13 protein-coding genes and 1 pseudogene are annotated in these 25,919 nt (G+C 47.0%); all 14 read left to right on the top strand.

From position 1 onward, the window contains the following. Position 1 precedes the first annotated feature (1 nt). Positions 2-661 (top strand): ABC transporter ATP-binding protein, encoded by a 660-nt coding sequence (locus tag AAKU61_RS17640; protein WP_354334386.1) that lies wholly within the window; start codon positions 2-4, stop codon positions 659-661. After that, on the top strand, positions 658-1,956 hold the full coding sequence (locus tag AAKU61_RS17635) for a glycosyltransferase family 4 protein (protein ID WP_354334384.1): 1,299 nt from the start codon (positions 658-660) through the stop codon (positions 1,954-1,956). Before AAKU61_RS17640 ends, AAKU61_RS17635 begins: the two co-directional genes overlap by 4 nt. Positions 1,957-1,966: 10 nt before the next feature. Continuing rightward, positions 1,967-5,086 carry a glycosyltransferase gene (locus AAKU61_RS17630; protein WP_354334383.1) on the top strand — a complete coding sequence of 1,040 codons (3,120 nt, stop codon included), beginning with the start codon at positions 1,967-1,969 and terminating at the stop codon, positions 5,084-5,086. 12 nt (positions 5,087-5,098) lie between these two features. Next, positions 5,099-6,004: an NAD-dependent epimerase/dehydratase family protein gene (locus AAKU61_RS17625; RefSeq protein WP_354334381.1), complete on the top strand. Its 906-nt coding sequence runs from the start codon at positions 5,099-5,101 to the stop codon at positions 6,002-6,004. Further along, complete coding sequence (locus AAKU61_RS17620) at positions 6,001-7,980, top strand: GSCFA domain-containing protein (protein ID WP_354334379.1); 1,980 nt, start codon at positions 6,001-6,003, stop codon at positions 7,978-7,980. The genes AAKU61_RS17625 and AAKU61_RS17620 overlap by 4 nt, the downstream gene beginning before the upstream one ends. Positions 7,981-7,994: 14 nt before the next feature. Continuing rightward, complete coding sequence (locus AAKU61_RS17615; protein WP_354334377.1) at positions 7,995-9,455, top strand: phosphomannomutase; 1,461 nt, start codon at positions 7,995-7,997, stop codon at positions 9,453-9,455. Positions 9,456-9,511: 56 nt separating this feature from the next. Then, the gene (gene gmd / locus AAKU61_RS17610; protein ID WP_354334376.1) at positions 9,512-10,549 is read left to right on the top strand and encodes a GDP-mannose 4,6-dehydratase; all 1,038 of its coding nucleotides are present in this window, start codon (positions 9,512-9,514) and stop codon (positions 10,547-10,549) included. A 220-nt stretch (positions 10,550-10,769) separates the two neighbouring features. Continuing rightward, on the top strand, positions 10,770-11,870 hold the full coding sequence (locus AAKU61_RS17605) for a glycosyltransferase family 4 protein (RefSeq protein WP_354334374.1): 1,101 nt from the start codon (positions 10,770-10,772) through the stop codon (positions 11,868-11,870). 516 nt (positions 11,871-12,386) lie between these two features. Continuing rightward, on the top strand, positions 12,387-13,802 hold the full coding sequence (locus AAKU61_RS17600; protein WP_354334372.1) for a mannose-1-phosphate guanylyltransferase/mannose-6-phosphate isomerase: 1,416 nt from the start codon (positions 12,387-12,389) through the stop codon (positions 13,800-13,802). Between the two features lie 46 nt (positions 13,803-13,848). Next, a complete protein-coding gene (locus AAKU61_RS17595; protein WP_354334370.1) occupies positions 13,849-15,027 on the top strand; it encodes a polysaccharide biosynthesis/export family protein in 1,179 nt (392 codons plus the stop codon). 150 nt (positions 15,028-15,177) lie between these two features. Beyond that, positions 15,178-22,674, top strand: a complete 7,497-nt coding sequence (locus tag AAKU61_RS17590; protein ID WP_354334368.1) for a type I polyketide synthase — start codon at positions 15,178-15,180, stop codon at positions 22,672-22,674. Between the two features lies 1 nt (position 22,675). Then, positions 22,676-24,016 carry an aminotransferase class I/II-fold pyridoxal phosphate-dependent enzyme gene (locus AAKU61_RS17585; protein WP_354334366.1) on the top strand — a complete coding sequence of 447 codons (1,341 nt, stop codon included), beginning with the start codon at positions 22,676-22,678 and terminating at the stop codon, positions 24,014-24,016. Positions 24,017-24,171: 155 nt separating this feature from the next. Further along, positions 24,172-24,852, top strand: a complete 681-nt coding sequence (locus AAKU61_RS17580; protein ID WP_354334365.1) for a 2-oxo acid dehydrogenase subunit E2 — start codon at positions 24,172-24,174, stop codon at positions 24,850-24,852. Positions 24,853-25,020: 168 nt separating this feature from the next. Beyond that, positions 25,021-25,833 (top strand): annotated as a pseudogene (istA, locus tag AAKU61_RS17575) (IS21 family transposase); the annotation flags it as partial. Positions 25,834-25,919: the final 86 nt, after the last annotated feature.

Below are 25,919 nucleotides of genomic sequence, written 5' to 3'. Positions count from 1 at the left end.
CATGTTTGAACTCATAAACGTCTATAAAAGTTATCCAATACATCATGGTAAAGATGAGCGCATTGTGCTGAAGAATATAAACTTTCGGGTTGAAAAAGGTGAGAGGTGGGGAATTCTGGGTAGAAACGGTGCTGGTAAATCAACCATGATCCGTCTGATCAGTGGTGCTGAATTCCCTCACTCCGGAAAAATAATTAAGGATATGTCCATCTCTTGGCCATTGGCCTTTGGTGGGACTTTTCAAGGGAGTCTGACTGGACGTGACAACGTTAAACTGATTTGTCGGGTTTATAACCTCGATTTTGAAAAGTGTATCGACTTCGTTGCTGAATTTACCGAACTTGGCGCCTATTTGCGCGAACCGGTTAAAAACTATTCATCCGGAATGTCCGCACGATTGGCCTTTGCCATTTCCATGTCGGTAGAATTTGACTGTTTTCTAATCGATGAAGCCATGTCGGTTGGGGATCATCGTTTTCTTCATAAATGTAACCAGGAGCTTTTTGGTAAGCGTGCTGACCGAGCCATGATTATCGTCGCTCACCAAATGGACATAATAAGGGATCATTGCAATCATGCAGCGGTGCTGGATCAGGGGGAGCTGAAAGTATTTGATACAGTTGAAAACGCAATCGACTTTTACAAAGAGTTAAATGCATGATGCACCGCCTAAAAAAAATTGCACTTAACAACCTGCCAGTTTACAAGCTAAGAAATCGGCTCCAGCTTTCTGTAAAACATTTAGATGGTGAAAATAGCTCAATTCGTCAATTGCTCGTCGATGTATCTGCAATTGCTCAGTCCGATGCAAAAACTGGAATTCAGCGAGTGGTGCGCAACTTGTACCAGCAACTATTGCGGTCTCCGCCAAATGGATACCGAATTTGCCCTATTGTCGCTTCGCGCAAAAATTTTTATCACCACGTCCCTGCGAATTTTTTGAATATGCCCACTACATCGCCCGGCACGCCAATTCAAGTGCGCGCTGGTGATATTTTCCTTGGATTAGATCTGTCTGCGCACATAATTCCACATCATTTGCCGGAATTGTGGGCGTGGAAGAAGCAAGGTCTACATATTTGCATAGTCATATACGATCTTTTGCCGGTGTTGCACCCACAATGGTTTAACCCAAGAGCTACCGAAAATTTTCATCGCTGGTTGCGTGCAGTTGCTCTTTTGGCAGACAGAGGCATAGCTATCTCGCGTACTGTGCAGGTTGATTTTCATAGTTGGCTTAGTCAGAAGTACGATCTGACTGCCAACGATATTCCCTGTGCCACAATTATGTTAGGTTCAGAGTTGGATAGCGATTCAATTGCTACAGAAGCCCAATTGCCGAAAAAATTAGACCAGTGTGAATTTATTCTCATGGTCGGCACCATCGAGCCACGCAAAGGTTATGACGATGCTTTAGACGCCTTTGAAGCGCTTTGGGAAACAGGCAACAATATGACATTGGTAATCGCTGGGAAACAAGGCTGGAAAGTGGATGCTTTGGTTCGGCGTTTGCAAAGTCACCTTGGCTGTAATAATCAGCTCCATTGGATTGAAAACGCAAACGACAATGTTCTACGAACCCTTTACCAAAACTGTAAAGGAGTGATTGTTGCTTCCCGGGCGGAAGGTTTTGGATTGCCGCTCATTGAAGCTGCCCGTTTCAATAAGCCCTTGTTGGTTCGCGACATTCCAATATTCAGAGAAGTAGCTGGTGATACCGTGAGCTATTTTTCTGCTTTACAGCAAAAAAACTTAACTCATGCTTTGAAAGAGTGGCTAATTAAATTGAATGAAAAAGATCAAATACCTGGCGTCCCTCCGGTTGTGGTGACATGGCATGAATCATGTAAGGACTTGATTGCAGCATTGCAGCCCCTGATGTTGTCTAGCACTGAAAACATGAGAGTTCCTGAACTCGAACGAGATTTTAAAGATATCCTGCACAACAATAATTGAGAAAAATATTATGAACTCACTAAATAAATCCTTCGAAGAAGTCACTGCCGCTAGTACTCTGAATGAATTACTTTCGTTTTATGATGAGTCATTCATCTATTGTTGTTATCGCACGTTATTGGGGCGCGACCCTGATGAGGCTGGATTGGCATACTACCTGCACAGGATTCGCGGCGGTGAGCAAAAAATGCAGATTCTCGCTGAGGTTAGTGCTTCACCGGAAGCCGTTCAGCTGAATGTCAATGTTAAGGGACTAAGGTCAGGGATTCGCTTCCAGAAACTTGCGCGAGATTTAGGCTTTAGACAAGCACCAAAACAAGTAAAAAAACAGGAAGAGGTAGTGGCTACTACTTTTCAAATCACGGAGGAAATTCCTGATCTGGAACCTCTGCCGAAGGCGCAGCTGCAACCAGTTCCGGCGGTTACGGTGGTCAGGACGTCAACCTTACCGAGGTTGGCGCACTCGATAGAAAATCCAGAATTAATAGCTGAGAACCTTCGCACAATTTGGGTCGATCTGACTACCTCATTGCAGTGGACTGGAGGAGTAGTAGGGATTATTAGAGCTGAGCTGGAAATTGCATGTGGAATGTATAAAGTCGATGATAGCGTACGATTTTCCATGCAAATCGAAAATGGTTTTGTGGAGATTCAAAAGGATCAATTGCAATGGTTGCTTAACGCCGAAAATGTCGCCGATGCATACATGAATTTTTTTGGTCGGTACCAGAAAAAAGAGGGCGAGTTAAAGCCTTCTGAGGAAGTGACTCAACAAACGGTTACGGTTCAAGTACCTAACACGACCGATTTGTATTTTCCATTTAGACCGGGCGATATCGTTATTGCGGTCGGTTGGATGGACAGCAGGAAGGAAGAGTATTTTTCCAAGGTTAAGGAAGTATGTCCTGACATAGTGGTCGGTTATTTAGTCTATGACATTATCTTGTTACTAAAGGAAACGACCCACTTTTATGATCAAACAGGGTGTGAGCGATTTAAGGAATATATCAAATGGATATCGCATAACTGCGACTTCATGCTTTTTGGCGGAGAGACCGCCAAACAGGATACACAATCGCTTCAGGCCGAAATGGAATGGCCAACTCCGATGGGCTCTGCGGTTAAATTTGGTACCGATATTATGAAATCGGTGGAGCCTGAACTCGAGCCTCAAATTTTAGCCGACATCGGTATTATTGGTCCGTTCATTATGACAGTCGGCTCGATTGAACCTAGAAAAAATCATGACACCATATATCGGGCGTACTTACTCGCGTTGGAAATGTCGCCAGAAACACTTCCTCAATTGGTTATTTGTGGCAAGCCTATGTGGCGTGCAGAAGAACTAGTAGATACGATTGAACGAGACCCTCGACTGAAGGGCAAGGTGATTCGTTTTTCACCGACAGATACACAACTTGCGGTTTTATATAAACATTGTAAATTCACGCTACTTCCCAGCCTATATGAGGGATGGAGTTTGACTCTCCCGGAGAGCCTAGGGCAAGGGAAGTTCTGTCTTTGCAACGATACACCGCCGCTGCGGGAAATCGGCGGTGATCTTATAGACTATGCTCCAAAATGGGACGTGAAATCCTGGGCAGAAAAAATTGTCCAGTATTCAAACGATAAAAAATTATTGGCAACTTACGAACAAAAAATCAATGAGCATTGGCCAAAAATACGTTGGCAAGATACGGCAATAACGATTCGAGATGAAGCATTACGTTTAGTCAGTAGGTTGCCGGTCAGAGTTAAATCAACTTTGAAGCATCAGCCAGTTTTAGAAGTGAAGCCTGTAATTTGGCTAGACATAACTCTGGCCTTTATATACTTAACCAATGGAATGAGCGGAATTATTCGTACAGAACTTAATTATGCAAAGTATTTAAAAAGCGTTTCTCCAAATACTCGATATTTTGCATATGACGAAGGTTATTTTTTTGAAGTACTTCCAGAATTCTTGCTTTGGCTTTTTGATGATGTAAATTTAACAGCATCATATAAAATGTTTCAGTCATTCTGGAAAAAACACGAATCCGAAGGAACGGGATACCGAAATCCTTTTCGAGCTACGAATGGGCCGGTGGTTGGGCACCCGGCATATTTAGACAAGTTTCCAGATAACTCAGTTGTACTTTTTGTGGGGATAGACTCCGATCAAAATGGAGAGCAGCACAGAGTAAAGGATGTACTGAAGCTAACTTCAGGAGGGAGAAATATATTAACTTCGCATTTAGTATATGACTTAACCCCATTTTTATACCCACAATTCCATTTAAAAGTTACATGCGATGGTTACCGTCCGTTTATAGAGCACCTTTCCAATAATTTCGACCATTTGTTATATGGTGGGCGGACTGCGCAGCGTGATGGAATTAAAATGCAAGAGTTGAATGGTTGGAAAAGTCCACCAAGTGATTTCGTTGAATTCGGTTCGGATTTGACTAAAAATACTGACGAATCAATTCTGAACCAAGCAAATCGCGATGTTGAAATTTTACAAGGACTAGGTGTTCGTGGTCGCTTCATCATAACGGTTGGAACGATAGAGCCTAGAAAAAATCATGAAATGCTTTATAAAGCTTATATAACCTTACTTGAGAGCAAAGGTTCGGAGGACTTACCACAGTTATTATTTGTTGGAAATAAAGGCTGGAAAACTAAGGATTTTCTTGACACTTTTGATGCCGATAAAAGAATCAAAGATCAAATAATATTGATGACCCCCTCAGATGAGGAACTTGATGTGCTTTATCGTTATTGCTTATTTACTCTGCTCCCGAGCTTCTACGAGGGATGGAGTTTGACCTTGCCTGAGAGCCTTAGTTACGGAAAGTTCTGCTTGACATCTGATGTGGATCCTCTTAAAGAAACCGGAGGAGATTTAGTGGAATACATTAATCCACTTGATACCTACTCATGGGCTAACCGTATTTATTATTATGCAACGCATCCCAAAGAAATTGCTGTGAAGGAAGCGTATATCAAACGACACTGGAAGCCAAAAACATGGCGCGAGTCCACCGAGATGCTCACTGAGGCTTTATATGCGGCTCATAAAGCGCGTCGAATTAATGATTCTTTAAACCTAGCAGTTTCTGAAATTCCTGCAGTATTGAAAAAATAAAGGACATAGATAATGTTGCGAGTTTTTATAACAGGTATTTCAGGATTTATCGGCCAACATTTGTCGCGACAGATGAAAGCTGAAGGTCATTTAGTAACTGGAACTACGTTCAATGTAAATGACACTGAGCATATTCAATGTGACATTCGCAATCCGGAAGAAATTCGAGTGGCTATCGCCGAAGCCAATCCCGATATCATCATTCATTTAGCCGCGATCTCGTCAGTCACGCTGGGAAAAACGCTGGAATATTATGAATGCAACGTTGTTGGAACAGAGAATGTTATTGCAGCGGTCAAAGGACTGGATGGCCGCAGAAGGCTGGTATTTGTAAGCTCAGCCGCAGTTTATGGAAATCAGTCAGTCGAAGTACTTACTGAAGACTTACAACCTTTGCCGGTGAGCCACTACGGTATGAGTAAATTTGTTTGTGAACGCATGTTGGCAAATGAGACTGAAAATATAGATTACACAATTATTCGTCCTTTTAATTTTATTGGAGAAGGACAAAGTGATAATTTTATTGTGCCAAAACTAATCAATCATTTCGTAGAGCGGGCACCGTCAATAAAATTAGGTAACCTTGTTCCCGTCCGTGATTATTTAGATGTGCAAACCGCCTGTGAAATTATCAGTGACTTGGCTACCAATCCGAAAGCGATAGGGGAAACCGTTAATCTTTGCTCTGGTGTAGGAACTTCAGTTCGCGAACTTTTGGATATTTTGATTAAGTTGACCGGGCACGAGATTGAAGTAATCGCCGATCCTAAATTCTTTAGAAAATCAGAAGTGTGGCGTTTGCTTGGTAGTCCTGACAAGTTGCATCGCTTATGTTCAGGTGGCAACAAGCCCCGAGATTTGGAATCAATCATAAGTCAAATTTTGGACACCGCAGTCATTAAGAAAGAATCAATATGAAAATTACTGTTGTTTCAAATTGCCAGGGCGAAGGACTGGCACATTGCCTTGAACAGATGAATCCAGAGATCGTCGCGGATTTTTGTATTGTGACCCATCTGCAAAATGGAACTCGTAAAATTGACGATATATTGGAAGAGTGTGATTTTTTATTTGCTCAAAATTCAATTGTTGATTCGGTACCACCTGAATTTAGTCATAAGGTATTTTATTTTCCGAGTATAGCGTTTTCAGCGTTTCATCCTGACATGACTTATCTTCGAGGAAGACGAAAAGGCGGTAATGTAGAAACAGTAGAAAGCCTGATGGTCATTTATCATTCATCGATAGCGGTCTTTGGATATTTACACGGCATACCCGTTGATCAGATTTTAGGCTTTTATAATCCCTATGTATTTTCTCGTCTGGGGTATATAGACGGTTGGGACGAATCACGAAAACTGCTTATGGACGAAGGTTTAAAGGCGGGAATGCCGTTAAATTTTATGTTCCAAAAATGGGAAAAGCTTGGGTGTTTTATGTATAGTTTTAATCACCCCTCGTTAGCCGTTATTTCAGATGTTGCGATTGCTCTATTGAAAAAAGCGAAAATACCAGTTAAAAATTACAATTGCAGTCAATTTATACAAGACCCATTGAGGGCTATGCCTGTTTGGCCTGTGTACCCACAAATTGCTGCAAGATTTGGACTGGATGGCGACTATGCGTTCAAACGCGCAGAACCACATGGCGTAGTTGATCTTCGGACCTTTGTCGAGAATTCATACGCCAATTATGACAACTATGAACGGGATAGTTTGGAGCCCCTTAACTTCTCGATTGATGATTTCAACAGACGCTTAGATTTTTCCAAGCCATTATCGGCAGATAAGGAAATTGATATTCAATCTAAGCGGTCCTTGAATCCTTATGCAGATATTCCAGCCCATCAATTTTGGAAAAAGTCTCTGGTTAATGTTCCTATAGAAGAAGTAGATCCAGTGACTGAGCCTAAATTCAAAGTTGATCAGACTCAAAAAGTAGCTACCGCTGGGAGCTGTTTTGCGCAGCATATTGCCCGCACGTTGAAAAGTAACGGATTTAACTACTTTGTCACTGAGTCTGCGCCAGGCGATATGGATGCGGAAACTGCACACTTGAAAAATTATGGCGTTTTTTCTGCACGCTATGGAAATATTTATACCGTCAGACAACTCGTTCAGTTGTTTGATCGTGTTTACGGTTTTTACAAGCCTGAAGATGAATATTGGATAAGGAAGGATGGGAAGTTTATTGATCCATTCCGACCACAAATAGAGCCGGATGGTTTTGTCAGTGTGGAAGCAGCTGAGAAATCACGTAACCAACATTTTTCGGCAGTGCGGTCTATGTTGCAAGAAATGGATGTTTTTATTTTTACACTGGGATTAACTGAAGGATGGCGTTCGCGTCATGACGGGGCGATTTTTCCTGTTGCTCCTGGTGTTGTCGGTGTTGAGGTGGATGAATCGAGATATGAGTTTATTAATTTTACTTCAGAAGAGGCAAGCAGGGATCTTGAGAAATTTATGGAACAGCTTGCAACTGTTAATCCAAAGTGCAAAGTTATTCTTACTGTTTCCCCAGTCCCATTGGTCGCAACTTATGAGCCACAACATGCGTTGGTTGCTACCACATATAGCAAGGCTGTTTTGCGTGTTACTGCTGAACACGCGAGGACAGTCCATTCGAATGTGGAGTATTTCCCTTCCTATGAAATTATTACGGGCTCATTCAATCAAAGTAGATATTTTCAAGACGATCTAAGAACGGTAACTGATGAGGGCGTTGCACATGTGATGCGACTTTTCCTCAAACATTACATCGATTCGGGCGGCGGAAGCACAAAATTACTTACTTCTGATGAACATGTAAATCGATCGTTGCAACATGTTTCAAATGGTAATAAATCACTCTTTGATATTATTTGTGATGAAGAAGCTATAGCAAAAATTTAAATAAAACCAATCACATGACGATGAGTGCCGTAAAAAATGTCAATATCCGAAAAATAATGCAAACAAGCGGTGTGAGCTTCGGCACTAGTGGCACGCGCGGATTAGTCGAACACATGACAAATGAAGTTTGCTCTGCCTATGTTTCAGCATTTATTTTGGTAATTGCACGTTCATTTCAATTTAAACGGATTGCGTTGGGTATGGATTTGCGTCCAAGCAGTCCTGGTATTGCGGCAGCCTGCGCGCAGGCGATCCGCGCAGCAGGTTTTCAAGTTGATTTTTGTGGTGCCCTGCCTACGCCAGCGTTGGCGTTGCACGCTCAGTTGGAGCAGATCCCGGCTGTCATGGTGACCGGCAGCCATATTCCGTTTGATCGCAATGGCATCAAATTTTATCGGCCAGATGGAGAAATCAGTAAGGCAGATGAATTGGCAATTGAATCGATGGAAATTGAGTTGCCCCATTTCGGCGTCCCAGACACTTTGCCTATCCCGAATGCGCTTGCTCTGAAGGCTTCTGAGCAACGCTATACGCAATTTTTTCCTGCGGGGATGTTGAATGGAAAACGGTTGGGTTTGTACGAGCATTCCAGTGTGGCCAGAGATTCATTTCGACGAATCTTGGAAGCGTTGGGCGCCCAGGTTGTTAGCCTGGGCCGTACTGAAGTATTTGTACCGATTGATACCGAGGCTGTTTCGCCAGAAGATATCGCACGTGGTCGAGCATGGTCGGCTGAATATGGCTTTGATGCAATCATTTCTACCGATGGTGACGGTGATCGTCCCTTAATCAGTGATGAGCAAGGCAATTGGCTGCGAGGCGATATCGTCGGCCTCGTGTGTGCACGGTATTTGGGTGTTCAGGCAGTAGCCGTCCCTGTCAGCTGCAATACCGCAATCGAAAAAAGCGGTTATTTCGTACCGGTACTGCGAACCAAAATCGGCTCGCCGTATGTGATTGCAGGTATGCAGCAATTGGGCGGCGAATCAAAATCCGTTGCCGGCTTTGAAGCTAACGGTGGTTTTTTGCTTGGATCGGATATTTCCAGCAATGGTGAAGCGTTGGCTGCGCTTCCAACACGGGACGCCGTATTGCCCGCACTGGCAGTATTGGCTGCTGCAAGCCGGGCAGGGTTTCCGATTTCTGGCGTTCTCAAGGCGTTGCCTGAACGGTATACAGCCAGTGATCGCTTACAGAATTTTCCGGTGGAAACCAGCAGGTGTTTGATCCACGCTTGGGGAAACGATTCTGCACTTTTGAGTGCGTTTCTTGGTGATGAGTTTGGAATTCCTGAACATCTCGATTACACCGATGGATTGCGGATTACTTTTAACAATCAAAATGTTATTCATTTGCGTCCATCCGGAAATGCACCAGAGCTGAGGTGTTATTCGGAGTCGCATACAAACGAAGGTGCAGAAAATATGACCAGATCAGTACTGGCAAAGATCGGAAAGAGCCGGGATCAAAATTAAGCCAATTCAATGCAGAAACTAAGCAATACTTTCAATTTTTTAACAGGGGAATTAACTTGACTAAGACAGCACTTATCACCGGCATCACTGGACAGGACGGCGCCTACCTTACCGAATTACTGCTTAATAAAGGCTATATCGTTTACGGTACTTTCCGTCGTACCAGTTCGTCCAATTTTTGGCGAATTCAAGAAACCGGGATGCAGAATCACCCCAATCTGCATTTGGTTGAATACGATCTGACCGACCTGGGTTCAAGCATTCGTTTGCTGGAAACGACAGGCGCAACAGAGGTTTACAATCTGGCAGCGCAGAGTTTTGTTGGTGTGTCTTTTGACCAACCGGTAACCACCGGTAAAATTACTGGCCTCGGTCCGGTGCATTTGCTCGAAGCAATTCGTATCGTCAATCCAAAGATTCGCTTCTATCAGGCCAGTACTTCTGAAATGTTTGGCAAAGTGCAAGCTATTCCGCAAATCGAAAGCACGCCGTTCTATCCGCGTAGTCCATATGGCGCTGCCAAACTTTACGCGCACTGGATGACGATCAATTATCGCGAAAGTTATGATATTTTTGGCACCAGCGGCATTTTATTCAATCATGAATCCCCTTTGCGTGGTCTTGAATTTGTAACTCGTAAGATTACTGATGGCATGGCTAAAATCAAGCTGGGAAAAAGTGAGGTTCTTGAGCTGGGTAACATTGATGCCAAGCGTGACTGGGGTTTTGCAAAGGAATATGTAGAAGGGATGTGGCGCATGCTGCAGGCCGATAAGCCAGATACCTATGTGCTGGCTACAAACCGAACTGAAACAGTGCGTGACTTCGTTACAATGGCAGCAAAAGCCGCGGGATTTGATATTGAGTGGAAGGGCTCGGCTGAAGATGAAGTCGGTATTGATATTGCCACCGGCAAAACACTGATACGAGTAAATCCCAAGTTCTATCGCCCAGCAGAAGTTGAACTATTGATCGGTAATCCGGAAAAAGCCAAACGGGAACTGGGTTGGGAGCCTAAAACAACATTGGAAGAGCTTTGCGAGATGATGGTCATAGCCGATATTCGGCGTAATGAAAATGGTGTTTCGTTCTAACTTCAATTCGATACCGGTTTTGTTACCCGCTTTGGAGTTTTTTTAAAAATTTCTGAGGCGGGAATCAGTCAGAGCCGGTTTAACGAGTTATGTGATTTCGTTGGAGCGTGCTTCTTGGACCTGTTTTTTTGTGAGCCATTCAAATGTGGATCTGGACATTAAGTTTGGATCCACTTTTTTTGTTGCAGGCTGTTCTGTTTGGTATGTGTGGAGATTGGTTATGAAGTTAATTCTTGCGGTGGACGCGCTAACCCCATCACTTTCTGGGATAGGTCGGTATGCCTGGGAGTTGACCAGTCGCTTGGCTCAGGCGGGCGATATAGATCGGATACGATATATTCGTAATGGCCGGTGGGTGGGTGATCCGGCGGCGTTGCTGGCGGATGGTTACACGGACCAGAGCGAGCCGTTTTCAAAATACCCGCGATGGGCAAAAAAATTCTGCTGGCAGCAAACATGCAAAGGGGAGGTATTTCATTCGCCTAATTATTTCTTGCCTGAATATGCAGACAAAGGTGTCGCAACCGTACACGATTTATCTGTTTTTAAATTTCCTGAAACTCATCCAGTTGAACGCGTAAAGCATTTTGAAAAATCATTTGATAAGACACTCAAAATTGCTTCGCACCTGATCACTGATTCCGAAGTGACGCGTCAGGAAGTGATGGCTTATTTTTCATGGCCAGGGGACAAGATCAGCGCAATACATCTAGGCGTCTCACCGCTGTTTGCGTCACGTGCACCGGAAGATCTGAAACCTGTATTGCAGCCTTATGGACTGCATCCTGGGGGCTATTCCTTATGTGTTTCCACAATTGAACCCCGCAAGAGAATAGACAGTCTACTTGAAGCGTACGCCCGTTTGCCAGCGCATCTACTTGCCGCATACCCTCTAGTTCTTGTCGGCGGTAAAGGGTGGCGCAGCGATCACTTGCATATAATGATTGAAGCTGGTCAACGGGCCGGTTGGTTGCATTATCTGGGTTTTGTTTCGGAAGTCGATTTGCCGGCTATTTATGCGGGTGCACATCTATTCATGTTCCCATCGATCTATGAAGGCTTTGGCCTGCCTGTCATTGAGGCTATGGCCAGCGGTGTACCGGTCATTACTTCCAATCGTTCCACTTTGCCTGAAGTTTCTTCCGGCGCAACGATGTTGGTGGATCCGGATGATCAGGAATTGTTTTTATCGTCGATAAGGACGGCGATTGAAGATACGAGCTGGCGTGCGCAGGCCATAAAAAATGGTCTGGCGGCGGCAAAAAAATATAATTGGGACGTCTGTTTGAAAAAAACCATGGATGTGTATCGAAACATTTGAACATTCATCAAGGATTTTACTATTACCGTTTTATAAAAAATATCACTAGTGTCTGGTTAGAAATCGAATAAATTCAATAGGTTAGCGATAGGTGCTGTTTCTGAAATGTACCCGTCGGTCTTAAAGGCGCATGAAATCGCGGCTTTCTCAAAAATGGAGACCGATAAAATCGGCGTTGGTGTACTTAAAAGGTAAAGGCGAAAGTACCTCAATCCCCGATCATTTATGCGGGAACTTTCTGACTACGGACTGATTTTGGGCGTCCGGCTGCGCGCATGCGATGTAACTGGCCTTCCTCGCAAGCACTTCCAATCGGTATGGAATTTTCCATCTTCGACTTCCCATTAATTTCTATATTAATAATTTATAATTTAACAATATGAATTTAACAATATGAATTTAACAATATGAATTTAACAATATGAATTTAACAATATGAATTTAGCAATATGAATTTAGCAATATTATATTACTGGGGGTATAATCGGTAATTACACATAATATTAGAGATTATTTATGATCTATCCAATCATCCTCTCAGGTGGTTCAGGCACACGTTTATGGCCCCTGTCGCGCGCAGCGTTACCCAAGCAATTTTTGAAGCTCGCTTCAGAAAACACCCTGTTTCAGGAATCGCTATTGCGCCTCGATGGTTTCCCGGGCATGGCAGCGCCAATTGTTGTCTGTAATAACGCACACCGGTTTCTGGTAGCCGAGCAACTGCTGGAAATTAACAAGCCTCCAATGATGGAAATATTGGAACCTGTTGGCAGAAATACTGCTCCGGCAGTGGCTATCGCCGCATTTGCCGCGCAAGAGAAGGATGCCGATGTTGTGCTGCTAGTGCTGCCCGCCGATCATCTTGTTTCCAATGTAGCAGCGTTCCATAAAGCGATTCATGCCGCGCTAACATTGGCGCTACAAGACAAACTGGTTACCTTTGGCATTGAGCCTGATGCGCCCTCTACCGGCTTTGGCTATATAGAGCGCGGCACTGCGCTGAATGTGGATCATCCTGCTTATAATGTCGCGCGCTTTGTAGAAAAGCCCGATCTGGAAACAGCTAAGTCCTTTGTGGCTTCGGGTGATTTTTTCTGGAACAGTGGAATGTTTGTCTTCAAGGCATCGGTTTTTCTGCAGGAACTACAGGCGTTCCGACCCGATATTTATAAGGCGGCACGCGAGGCATGGGAACATAGCGTTCGCGATCTAGATTTCTGTCGTTTGGATGAGGCGGTGTTTGCGACCTGCCCGTCAGAGTCTATCGATTATGCGGTCATGGAACATACCAAGTCGGCAGCCATGGTGACAGTCAACATTGGCTGGAGCGATATTGGTTCTTGGTCCGCATTGGCCGATGCGACGTCGACAGATGCGCAGGGCAATTCGCTGCGCGGGGACGTATATGCAGATCAATCTAGTAACTCTTACATTCGCGCCGAGTCGCGTATGGTGGCAGCTATTGGCGTGAAAGATTTGGTGATTGTCGAGACGGCAGATGCGGTGCTAGTTATGCACAAAGATTTGGCGCAGGACGTAAAGCAAACTGTGGAGTATCTGAAGAAGGCTGAGCGGTCTGAGCATCTTGTACATCAGCGTATGTATCGGCCTTGGGGATATTACGAAGGAATTGATATCGGAGATCGGTTTCAGGTTAAGCGCATCATGGTGAAACCAGGTGCGAAGCTATCTTTACAGATGCATTATCACAGGGCTGAACATTGGATTGTCGTTTCCGGTACGGCCAAGGTGGTTTGTGGGAATGAGGTGAAGTTATTGCATGAAAATGAGTCAACGTATATCCCTATAGGACAGACACACAGACTGGAGAATGTTGGTAAATTGCCGCTTTTTTTGATCGAGGTGCAATCTGGCAGTTATTTGGGGGAAGATGATATCGTGCGGTTTGAGGATGATTACAAGCGTGCCTGAATGGCATGCAGATTTTTTAAGTGTTAATTTAACTGGGTTTAGCCAATTGAAATATTTTAATGATGCCTTTTTGTTCCCTGCATTTGCGTTGGTTGCTGTCACTGTTTTAAGTGGTTGTGCTACTTCGCCGGACTGGCTCTCTTCTGACGGTCCAAGCCGTCAGTCGGTGCTGGTAAATCGTGATTCGCATCATATTGAAGGGATACAACTCGTCGATGTGAATGACGGTGTGGCACGCAAGTTGCTGGCGACACATAAAAAAAACCTGTTTTCGGAAACATTTAATGGTGCTGCGAACAACGGCTATGTTGTTGGTGCAGGTGACGTGATTGAGGTGTCCGTCTGGGAGGCGCCGCCCGCCATGTTGTTTGGTGGCGCAGTGGTTGATCCGCGTGGCGGGCCAAGTACTACACATGTGACAGTATTTCCAGAACAGATGGTCAGCAGCAACGGTATGATCACCATTCCCTTTGCAGGTCAGCTTCCTTCGGAAGGGAAAACGCCTGAGCAGATCGGCGCGCAGTTGGTTGAAGCTTTAAAGGGCAAAGCCAATCAGCCTCAGGTTCTAGTACGTGTGATCAAAAATAATACGGCCAACGTTACTGTTATCGGTGAAGTCGCTACCAGTACTCGTATGCCGCTTACAGCGCGCGGTGAACGTTTGCTAGATGCGCTTGCCACAGCAGGTGGTGTGCGCCAGTCTGTGAGCAAGATCTCGCTGCAGTTGACGCGTGGCGCGCAAATGCAGGCCTTGCCGCTAAATACAATTATTAGCGATCCTAAGCAAAATATTGTGTTACAGCCTGGTGACGTGATTACGGCCCTGTATCAGTCACAGACCTTCTCGGTTTTAGGTGCCGTAGGAAAAAACCAAGAAATCGATTTTGAGGCGCAGGGTATTTCTCTAGCCCAGGCTCTGGCTCGTGCTGGTGGGCTTGATGATAGCCGCGCTGATGCACGTGCGGTATTTGTGTTTCGCCTGGAAGACGCCAAGGCGCTGGATTGGGTCACTCATCCGCAGACCACTCCAGACGGCAAGGTGCCGGTTATTTATCAGTTGAATATGAAAGATCCTGCCAGCTTTTTTGTAGCTCAGAGTTTTCCGGTTAATAACAAAGATGTGATTTTTGTATCAAATGCGCCTGCTGCTGATTTGCAGAAATTCCTGAATATTGTGGTTTCCGTGATTTATCCGATTGTGAATGTGGGGACGCTTAAGTTTTAACTGATCTGGTGAATGGATTTTCGCATGAGTGGGTGTGACGATATCTGATACAGCGTAGAGAGTATAAATTTAAACCGAATAATAATATATTATTGAAAATATAATAAATAAATTAAATTATTTAATTGAACATAATTTTTAAGCATAACGATGACGAAGAAAATTGCGGTAATAGGCCATGCGTTTCGATTTCCAAGCACCACTACCAGTCAATACTGGTCCGATTTGCTCGCCGGCCGTGATCTGGTCACCGAGGTAGAGCCTGAGCGTTGGGCGATGGATACATTTCGTCACCCCGGCAAAAATAATCCCGGCACCAGTTATACGTTTGCAGCTGGTTCTGTTGGCGATATAAGTAAATTTGATGCCAGTTTTTTTGGTATTTCACCGCGTGAAGCTGCACTTATGGATCCGCAGCAGCGGCTCTTGCTTGAAATGAGTTGGGAAACGCTTGAAAATGCCGGTATTAAACCGTCTAGTATACGCGGCAGCCATTGCGGAGTGTACATCGGCATTGCCAGCAACGATTACTCCATTCGCCTAGCAGATGATTTGAGTACGGTTGATTCTAGTACTGCTACCGGTAACACCTCTAGTATCGCAGCCAACCGGCTATCCTATGTGTTGGATTTGCGCGGTCCGAGTATGGCTATTGATACGGCCTGTTCTTCCTCTTTAGTCGCATTTCATCAGGCTTGTCAGGCTATCCGTTCCGGCGAATGTACCCATGCGCTGGCCGGTGGCGTGAGTCTGCATTTGCATCCCTATGGGTTTATTACGTTCTCCAAAGCCTCGATGCTATCTCGCGTTGGACGCTGTCAGGTGTTTGATGCAGCCGGTGACGGCTATGTGCGATCCGAAGGCGGTGGTATATTTTTGCTGAAGGATTACAACCAAGCGTTAGCCGATGGTGATCATATTCTGGCCGTTGTGGCCGGTTCTGGTGTTAATACAGACGGTAAAAAATCCGGCTTGACTGTGCCAAGTGCGCAGGCTCAAGCAGATTTACTGGTATCTACCTATGCCCGCGCTGGCATCGATCCTTCCGCCATTGATTATCTAGAAGCGCACGGTACTGGCACTGTGGTTGGCGATCCCATCGAAACGCGTGCTATTGGCCTTGCACTTGGGCAACAGCGCGCTACACCACTCCCTATTGGCTCGGTAAAAAGCAATCTGGGTCATATGGAAGCTGCCTCTGGTGTTGCTGGTCTTGTCAAGGCACTACACACAATAATGCATCGAGTTGTGCCTGCTACCATCGGTATCAAAACACTCAATCCCAATATTGATTTCGCGGATCTGAATGTAGCTGTTGTCACTGAAAATCTTGAGCTTAAAAAAACTGGGAAGTTAGTTGTAGGAATTAATTCTTTTGGTTTTGGTGGTGCGAATGCGCACGTGATTCTGGAGAGTGCACTGCCTAATCCGGTCAATCCAGTAGTTGCTCTAAAAAATACGGAATTTCCGGTCATGCTATCGGCTAAGAATGCGGCGGCATTGAAGCAGGCGGCCAAGGAGTTTGTCGGTTTTATGCAGGATCAACCTGACTCTGCGCTATTCGACGTCAGTTACAACACTATTTTTAACCGTGAAGCACACGCGCACAGGCTGGTTGCTAGCGGCACTTCTACCGCGGCCATTGCCAGCGCTTTGGCGGCGTTTGCAGATGGGGGTAGCACTCAGGTCAGCAGTGGTGTGGCGTTAGCCAAGCCCTCCGGTCCGGTATTTATTTATTCTGGCAACGGCTCACAGTGGTTCAGCATGGGGGCACGGCTGCTACAGGAATCAACCGTATTTGTCACCGCTGTGCGTGAAATTGATTCTATTTTCAGGAAGTATGGTGATTTTTCTCTAGAAGAAGAGCTGGCCGGTAAAAACGGTGATCGCTATGACCTGACTGAAATCGCGCAGCCCACACTATTTGCCTTACAGGTTGGCGTAACTAATATGCTGGCGCAGAACGGGATTATGCCGGTTGCCGCGGCTGGTCATAGCGTTGGTGAAGTGGCCGCCGCCTGGGCTTCTGGTTCGCTTACCCTGGAAGATGCAGTTAAGGTTATTTATTTCCGCAGTGCTGCGCAAGGTACGACCAAAGGGCGTGGACAGATGACGGCAGTTGGCTGCAGCCTGGCTGCTGCACAAACCCTGATGGAACCGGACAGCCTGACTGTAGCCGGTGTAAACAGTTCCCGCGGCATTACGGTAGCAGGTGCACCCGATCACCTGAGCAAACTAGAACGGGCGTTGCGTGAAGGTAGCATACCGTTCAAACGACTGCCACTTGACTATGCGTTCCACAGCCCGGAAATGGATTCGATTGAACAGAGTATCCGGAAAACCTTAGCGGACATACGTCCGGTGAGTGGCAGTATTCCGTTTTATTCAACGGTTACCGGTGCGTTGCTGGATGGCAAAGAATTACATACCGACTACTGGTGGCGCAACATTCGTAATCCAGTTTTGTTTGAACAGGCCTGCAAACAGATTCTTGCTGCTGGCCAGACAGTTTTTATTGAAGTCGGACCGCATGCAGTCTTGCGCAGTTATTTGAACGACTGCCTCAAAGATACCGGGCAGGAAGGTCGTGTAATCACTACTCTTGCCAAAAATGACGATGCGCCAGAACGCATCCGGGCTGCTGTGCACCTGACTCTGATAGCTGGCGCCAATGTGGAATGGAATAAGCTGTTTGTCGTACCGGGTAAATTCATGACGCTGCCAACTTATCCTTGGCAGCGCGAACGTCACTGGTACACGAATTCGCCTGCATCGATTGGATTGTTGAGCCGGTTTAAGGTACATCCTTTGTTAGGCTATCCGCTTCAACAGCAGGAATTGTGCTGGGAGAATCAGATTGACACCCAGTTGCTACCGGGGCTGGCCGATCACGTGGTGGGTGAGCACGTGGTATTTCCTGGTACTGGTTTTGTGGAGCTAGTCTTGGCCGCAGCGCTGGCATGGAAACCCGGAAAACTGGTTACCGTTGAAGAATTGGAAATCCGCGCACCCCTGATTTTAAGCGACAAACAGGCGAAGCTAATCCGGGTACACATCGCGCCGGCTGACGGTAGTATTAGTATTAGCGGTCGCGATGTTGCAGGTACTGAACCCTGGGTTGTACATGCAACGGCACGGATATTGACTGAGCCGGGCACGTTGCAAGCGCCGTCTTTAGAGCTGCCGTTACACACACCAGACTTTACCCAGTCAAGTCATGATGTGTTGACTCGCGCAGCAGGTCTGCATTATGGCGAGGAGTTTCAGCGCATCGACCATGGTTGGGTCGATGGGGCCAGCGCGCTTATGCTGTTGGCAGAGCGCCCTTCGAGTTCCGATCTTGGTAACACCCATCTGCACCCTGGTATTCTGGATTGCACGTTTCAGTTGATCATTCAATTGTTGAAAGAAGATGCGCTTTTGCATGACGGCATGGCCTATATTCCGGTTCGCATGGGGCGGATTGTATTTCTGAAATCCGACACCTTGCCGTACAGTGCGCATGCGACGCTGTTGAAACGTTCGCCTCATTCGCTTACGGCTGAATTTACCGTGTACGACAGCGAGGGGGCCGCACTTGCCGTTATTACCGACGCGCGCTTTAAGAGCGTACGTCTGCACAAGGCAGCTATCGATCAATTGCGGTTTTTGGATTTCCATGCTACACCAGCCCCTCATCCGCTCGCGACAGTTTTTCCAAGTGTAACTTTTGCACAAATGCAGGCTGCACTAAGTTTTGTAGTTCAGCAATGTCAGGATGCACAGTTGTTTAATCGGTATTCTGAAGAAGTCGAACCGTTGCTCGATACGCTATGCAGTCAATTCACGCTGCAGGCCTTGTCGGCGCTGGCGAGTGACAGTGGGTTGCTTACTGACAGCGCAGTAAATCACGTACAAAAGTGTGCACCACAGGTTGCTGGATTTTTTAACCAATTGCTGGCACTTGCGGAGCATGATCAATTGATTGCGCATCGTGAGGATGGTTGGCAAATTTTGCCGGGCGAAATGGTACTGGCAAACGATCTGTGGAATTTGTTGATTGCCGATTATCCGGAGTATTTCCAGATTATTCAGGCAGTCGGTCGCATTGGCATGAAATTACCTGAGCTTCTTACGGGGGCTGTCAATCCGGCACATCTAGTGTCCGAATCTTCAACTCACTCTGCGCTGATTCGCTTGGCGCTAGGGGATGCTGGCAAGCAGAGCCTCACCTCCACAGTGCGTGACTGGATCGATTTCAGCCTCAATCATTTGCCTAGCGGGCAGCGACTCGGTGTGCTAGAGATCAGCACGGGTCTACCGATTTTTGCAGCGGACATCTGTGCCCGTCTAGACTTCAATTGCAGCGATTTCACTTTTGCCAGTATCTCCGACAGCGCCTTGCAAGAAGCTGTCATTTTAAAAGAACATTTCCCGCACTTTAATACGAGTAAAGTCGGTGCGCCGGCCGAGGCCTTTTGCAACTTGGTTATTGTGCAGCTGGATTTTGCTTCGCTGGACGAGGCCTTTATGGTGCTTAACTATGCCAGATCTCAGCTAGTGGATGGTGGCAATCTACTGCTACTCGGTCAGCATCCGTCGCGCTGGATGGACTTCGTATTTGGCTGCCAGACCAACGAGCAAGGTGCTGTCTGGCATTCTGCACAACCCGAATTTTGGAAGGGCCAGTTGCAGTTATTGGGGTTTACTGATACCTACTCTCAGGATTTGGTCGCCGATGTCCGCTCAGGCCCCTATGTGCTGGTTGCGAAGGCAGGTACTTCGCAAAGCGTGCGCAGTATTCCTGCCAAAAGTTGGCTGTTATTGGCTGATGAGGTCGGCTATTCCTCAAAGCTAGCTGACCTGTTGTCAGAAAATCTAGTGGCGCGCGGCGATCAGGTCAGAATTGAAACTGCCGGTGACACTGCTCATATGAAAGCGCTATTACTGGGTATGCCGGAAAAACTAGATGGTATCGTTTACTTGACCGGGCTGAACGTACCGGTTGAGTCGGCGCAGGCTATATTGAATTTGCAGGTGGATCGTTGTGCGGATTCTGCCGCGCTGATTCAGGCTTGTGAATCCGCCGAGATCGATACCACCGTATCGCTAGTTACGGCCAATGTGTGCTTGGATTTGCTCGGTGATTCCGGCGATCTGACATCGGTGGCCGACGCCGCACTATGGGGTTTTGGCCGCACTCTGATGAATGAAGCCTCGAATTACGCGGTGCGTATGGTGGACTTGGTTGCTCCAAATGAGTTGGAGGTGATTGCCGCGTCACTGGCACTAGAATTGGTGTATGCGGATAAAGAGACGGAAGTCATGCTCGGCGCTGGCGGTGCACGTTACGCAACCCGCTTACGGCTGGAACCGCGGCCAACTGGCGTGGTAGCGCCTCAGATTGAAGAACCGACTCTTAGGCTGGCGTTTCAGACGGCGGGGCAGTTGCGTAATCTTCATTGGGAAACGCGTGAAAGGATCATGCCAGGCGAGCATCAGATTGAAGTTGAGGTGCGTGCAACCGGCCTGAATTTTCGGGACGTGATGTATGCGCTGGGGCTGCTGTCGGACGAGGCAATAGAAAACGGATTTGCTGGGCCGACGCTGGGTCTCGAATTTTCTGGCGTAGTTATACAAGCAGGATCCAAGACCAGCGGCTTTAAGGCGGGTGATCGGGTAGTCGGTTTTGGTCCAGCGAGTTTCAGTAATCGTGTAATTACTCAGGACAGCGCCATTTCGCTCATTCCTGGACACATTACGTTTGCCGCGGCGGCCACCATACCGAGTACGTTTTTAACGGTGTATTACGCACTGAATTCTCTGGCGCAATTACAGCCTGGTGAAAAAGTACTGATCCACGGTGCTGCCGGCGGGGTAGGCATCGCAGCAATCCAATACGCCAAATGGATCGGTGCAGAAATTCATGCAACGGCAGGTTCTGACGAGAAGCGTGACTTTTTGCGCCTGTTTGGCGTTGAACATATTTACGATTCACGGTCGCTGGCCTATGCCGATGAAATTTTGGCCAAAACTAGTGGTGCAGGGATCGATGTTGTGCTGAATTCACTAGCAGGTGAGGCCATCAATTCTAATTTCCGGGTGCTTAAACCGTTTGGTCGTTTCATTGAACTGGGTAAGCGCGATTTTTATGAGAATACTAAAATCGGTTTGCGTCCGTTTCGCAATAACATCAGCTATTTTGGGGTCGACGCTGATCAGTTGATGCAGGTTCGACCTGATTTGACCCGGCGTCTGTTTGCAGCGGTGATGAAGTTGTTTGGCGAGGGGGTATTTCATCCGTTGCCATATACCGTGTTTGAGGCCAACGATATCATTGCTTCGTTTCGCTACATGCAGCAGGCCAGACAGATCGGTAAAATTGTTATCACCTACCATCAGCCAGTGTATCGTCGCCGTAGCGCTGTGCAGCTGGAGCAACAACAGCTTTCTTTGAATCCTGATGCGACGTACCTTATCACTGGCGGGCTGAGTGGTTTTGGATTGAAGGCTGCCGAATGGCTGGTTAGTAAAGGCGCACGTCATCTGGTGCTGATTAGCCGCAGTGGTCCAAAGTCGGAAGAAGCCAAAACAGCGATTGCAGCAATGCAGGCTAAGAGGGTCTCGGTTCGCGCCGTCGCCTGTGATGTGACTGATGTCGTTGCTTTATCGTCTCTGTTCAAACAGATCGATGAAAGTCGCCATCCCATTAAGGGACTGATTCATGCTGCGATGGTGATTGATGATGGTCTGATTCGCAATATGAATCCTGAGCAGATCCGGCGGGTGCTTGCTCCCAAGGTAGTGGGTGCGTATCATCTGCATCAATTGACCAGAGATTTGGAACTAGATTATTTTATTTTGTTTTCGTCGGCAACCACGCTGTTTGGCAATCCGGGGCAGGGTAACTATGTTGCCGGCAATGCTTCACTGGAAGCGTTGGCAAGAAATAGGCGTTCTAGCGGATTACCGGCCACCTGCGTACGCTGGGGTGCGATTGACGATGCCGGTTTCCTGGCAAGGAATGCCGACATTAAGGAGGCATTGCAGGGCCGCATGGGCGGTGCAGCACTTAAATCGGAAGTGGCTCTGGGCGCGCTTGAATCTATGCTGCTCGCAGATCGCTCCGGTTTGGGAGTGCTTGAACTGGACTGGCGTGCTTTGGCTCGCTTCCTACCAGCGGCTAATTCAGCCAAGTATAGCGAGATGGCACAGCAGGATGCTGAAGCAGATTCTGACAACAGTGATGATATTCAGGAACTACTCACCCAATTGTCCGATGAGGAACTACAGGTAGTGGTAATTGGAATGATCAAGCATGAAGTAGGCGAAATTTTACGGGTTGATCCTGAAAAAATTGACGCTACTCTATCTATCTACGACATGGGCCTCGATTCACTCATGGGTGTAGAGCTGGTGCTGGCACTAGAGTCGCGCTTTGGTGTGCGCCTGTCGGTGATGACGCTGAATGCTACGCCAACGATCGTCAAATTGGCCGAGAAGCTGATTCAGCTTCTTAAAGGCAGTGCCGAACGCAGCGAGGCGCAGCAACAGGTGGCGCAGATCGCAGCACAGCATGGTGCGGAAATAACTGACGAATTGGCTGCGAGTCTGATTAAGGACGTGGAATCGAACAGTATTGCGATCAACAATCGGATGATTAGCTGAGATGGCAATTAAAACACCTTTTGGGTTGACCTCTGCAATCAAGGACAGGCTAATACAGCAGGCCCTAGAGCGTAAGCTGCGTTCTTTTGACAAACCACCTGTAGAAAAGCTGTTGAGCCTGAAAACGAGTTCTGTGCCCGAGCAGTTCTATCAGTTCCACCTGCACCCAGGCTATCAGCAGTTGCGCATCATCAACGACGGTGGCGCGCGTTTGGGAATTACCAATCCGTTCTTCAAGTTGCATGAGGGAATAGCCGGTGCCACGACTTCGGTAGGGGGGCAGGAATATATCAACTACGCCAGTTATAACTATTTAGGTCTATCAGGTGATGCGCGGGTTGCCAATGCCGCAAAAGTAGCGATTGATCAGTACGGTACATCGGTTTCTGCTAGTCGTGCTGTCTCAGGTGAACGTCCCTGTCATCGCGCGCTGGAAAGCGCGCTTGCTGCTCTATATGAAGTTGATGATGCTATCGTCTTTGTCAGCGGCCATGCTACCAATGTCACCACGATAGGTTATCTGTTTGGCCCTAAAGACCTTGTCCTGCACGATGAGTACATACATAACAGCGCCTTGCAAGGCATTATGTTATCGGGTGCTAAACGCATGTCATTTCCGCATAATGATGTCAAGGCGCTGGATGAGCTTTTGAGTCAGCAGCGCGAGCATTTTGAACGTGTACTGATCGTCGTTGAAGGTATCTATAGCATGGATGGCGATTATCCCGATCTGCCTCAATTTGTTGAAATTAAACGCCGACACAAAGCGTTCCTGATGGTGGATGAAGCCCATTCTTTGGGCGTAATGGGCAAGACCGGGGCAGGTATTCGTGAACATTTTGCTCTTAAAGGTAGTGATGTTGATATCTGGATGGGTACGCTTTCCAAGTCGCTCGCTGGATGCGGCGGGTATATTGCAGGAGGGACTGCACTGGTTGAACATCTGAAATTTCTTGCACCTGGATTTCTGTACAGCGTCGGCATGTCACCTCCGATTGCAGCGGCATCTCTTGCCGCGTTGCAGTGCATGTTATGTGAGCCAGAGCGCGTTACGTCGTTACAGGCGCGTGGACAGTTTTTTCTGAATTTGGCGAAAAATGCAGGCATCAATACCGGGACCAGTTCGGGATTGGCTGTCATTCCAGCCATCGTAGGCAGTTCTATTAAGGCCGCCCGTTTGTCTGCCGCCATGTTTAAACAGGGTGTGAATGTACAGCCGATACTTTATCCGGCGGTTCCTGAAAAGTCTGCCCGACTAAGATTTTTTATATCATCTGAGCATAGCGAGGCACAAATTGAAAAAACGGTGCAGTTGTTGGCTGGGGAACTCAAGAATTTATGATCATAGCCAATGAGGCATCTAAAGCGTTCGCACAACTTATTGCTCTGCTACGGCAGAAACCAGCGGCTGCTTCGTGTCGTCCTTATCCTAAACTGCGCAATTTTATTCTCGATATTATGGCCGAAGGCCGGCGCAAAAATATTATCAATTTATTGATGGAAGTCGAAATCGCACCCATTAGAACGCATATTAAGGCATATGCGCTTGAACATAATGAACGGATCACTTTGACGGGCTTTATCTGCAAATCCTTTGCGTGCGCAGTGGATGAGGATAAGTCAATACAGGCCTATCGGAATGGAAAATCCAAACTGACGATCTTTGAGGACGTTGATCTATCCTTGATGGTTGAGCGCGAAATTGATGGTCATATTATGCCGGTGACTCAGATCGTGCGCGCTGCTAATCGTAAAGATATTAGCGACATTTCCCGGGAAATTCGCCTTGCTAAAAAATCATTGATCGGTGACATCGGACCGATGAATGCACTTGATAAGCTATTTTTTTCATCCCCTCGCTTCATTCGAAGAATTGTCTGGTTCATGATGCGACATGATCCTCAAATGTTTAAGCAGTTAGTTGGCACCGTGGGAGTTACTTCTATGGGGATGCACTCCAGTGGCCCTGCTGTCATTTTTCCTATTACGCCTATGACGCTTACTTTGTCAATCGGCGCAATCCACAAAAGGGTGGTGCTGGAAAACGGTTTGGCTGTTGAAAGAGATTTTATTCAGATGAATCTGGGCGCCGATCATGACATTATTGATGGCGCGCCGTTGATGCGGTTTTGCGAGCGCTTAAGGCGAGTTTTGCTCAGTGGCGCTGCGCTGCAGTAATTTGATTTGTTTGTCACGTCAAAAATCCACTCAAATTCTTATTTTGAATGCCGCGTGAATAATGTACCGGAAAGCGCACTGGAAACGGCCATAAATGGCGCGTTAAAAGTGTACAAACCCCAGCCTGTAGTCTTATGCCCTTGAGAGTGCATGAGAAAGGCGGAAAGTATGTTTCCCGTGGATATATATGTCAAAGTACGTCGCGCTGTGGTGGTCGAGAACAAGAGTGAGCGTGCGGTTGCTCGCTACTTCGGCATTCATCGCAATACGGTCAGGAAGATGTGCCAGTTCGCAGCGCCGCCCGGTTATCGGCGAGCGCCGGCTCCGGTTTCACCGACGCTGGTGCCGTTCGTCGCCATCATCGACGCCATTCTGGAGGCCGATAAGCAAGTCCATGTGAAACAGCGCCATACGGCTGTACGTATCCGCGAACGGCTGCGTGACGAACACGGCTACGGCGGCGGTTACACCATGGTGCGCGAGTACGTCAACGGTGTGGCCAGTCGGCAGAAGGAAGTGTTCATGCCGCTGGCGCATCGCCCCGGCCATGCCCAGGTTGATTTCGGCGAAGCCGACGGCTACATCGGTGGCAAGAAGGTACGATTCCACTATTTCTGCCTGGACATGCCGCATTCGGACACGTGTTTCGTCAAGGCGTATCCGACCGAAGACACCTAAGCCTTTCTGGATGGACATCTTGCCGCCTTCGCGTTTCTCGGCGGCGTGCCACAATCGATTCTGTACGACAACACCCGGATTGCGGTGGCCAAGATATTGGGCGATGGGCAACGCCGACGGACCCAGGCTTTTGCCGAGTTACAGAGTTACAACCTGTTTGACGACAAATTCGGACGTCCTGCCAAGGGTAAAGTGGAAAGACTGGTGGGCTACAGCCGGCGTCACTTCATGGTGCCGTTACCGGTGGCAAATGATTTTGCTGCATTGAATAGCCAATTGCTCGACGGCTGCAAGAAACGTCAACGTGCTGTACTGCGTTTGACCGTAAGCGATCCATAAACTACAGCACTGCCAGTCCAGTTATTTTTATTTTTTTGTTTTTTTCATGG

This window comes from Undibacterium sp. GrIS 1.2 (genome assembly GCF_040544435.1).
Classification (GTDB): Bacteria; Pseudomonadota; Gammaproteobacteria; order Burkholderiales; family Burkholderiaceae_D; genus Undibacterium.
Note: the sequence above shows the minus strand (reverse complement) of the source record. Positions and strands in the feature narration are given on the sequence as shown.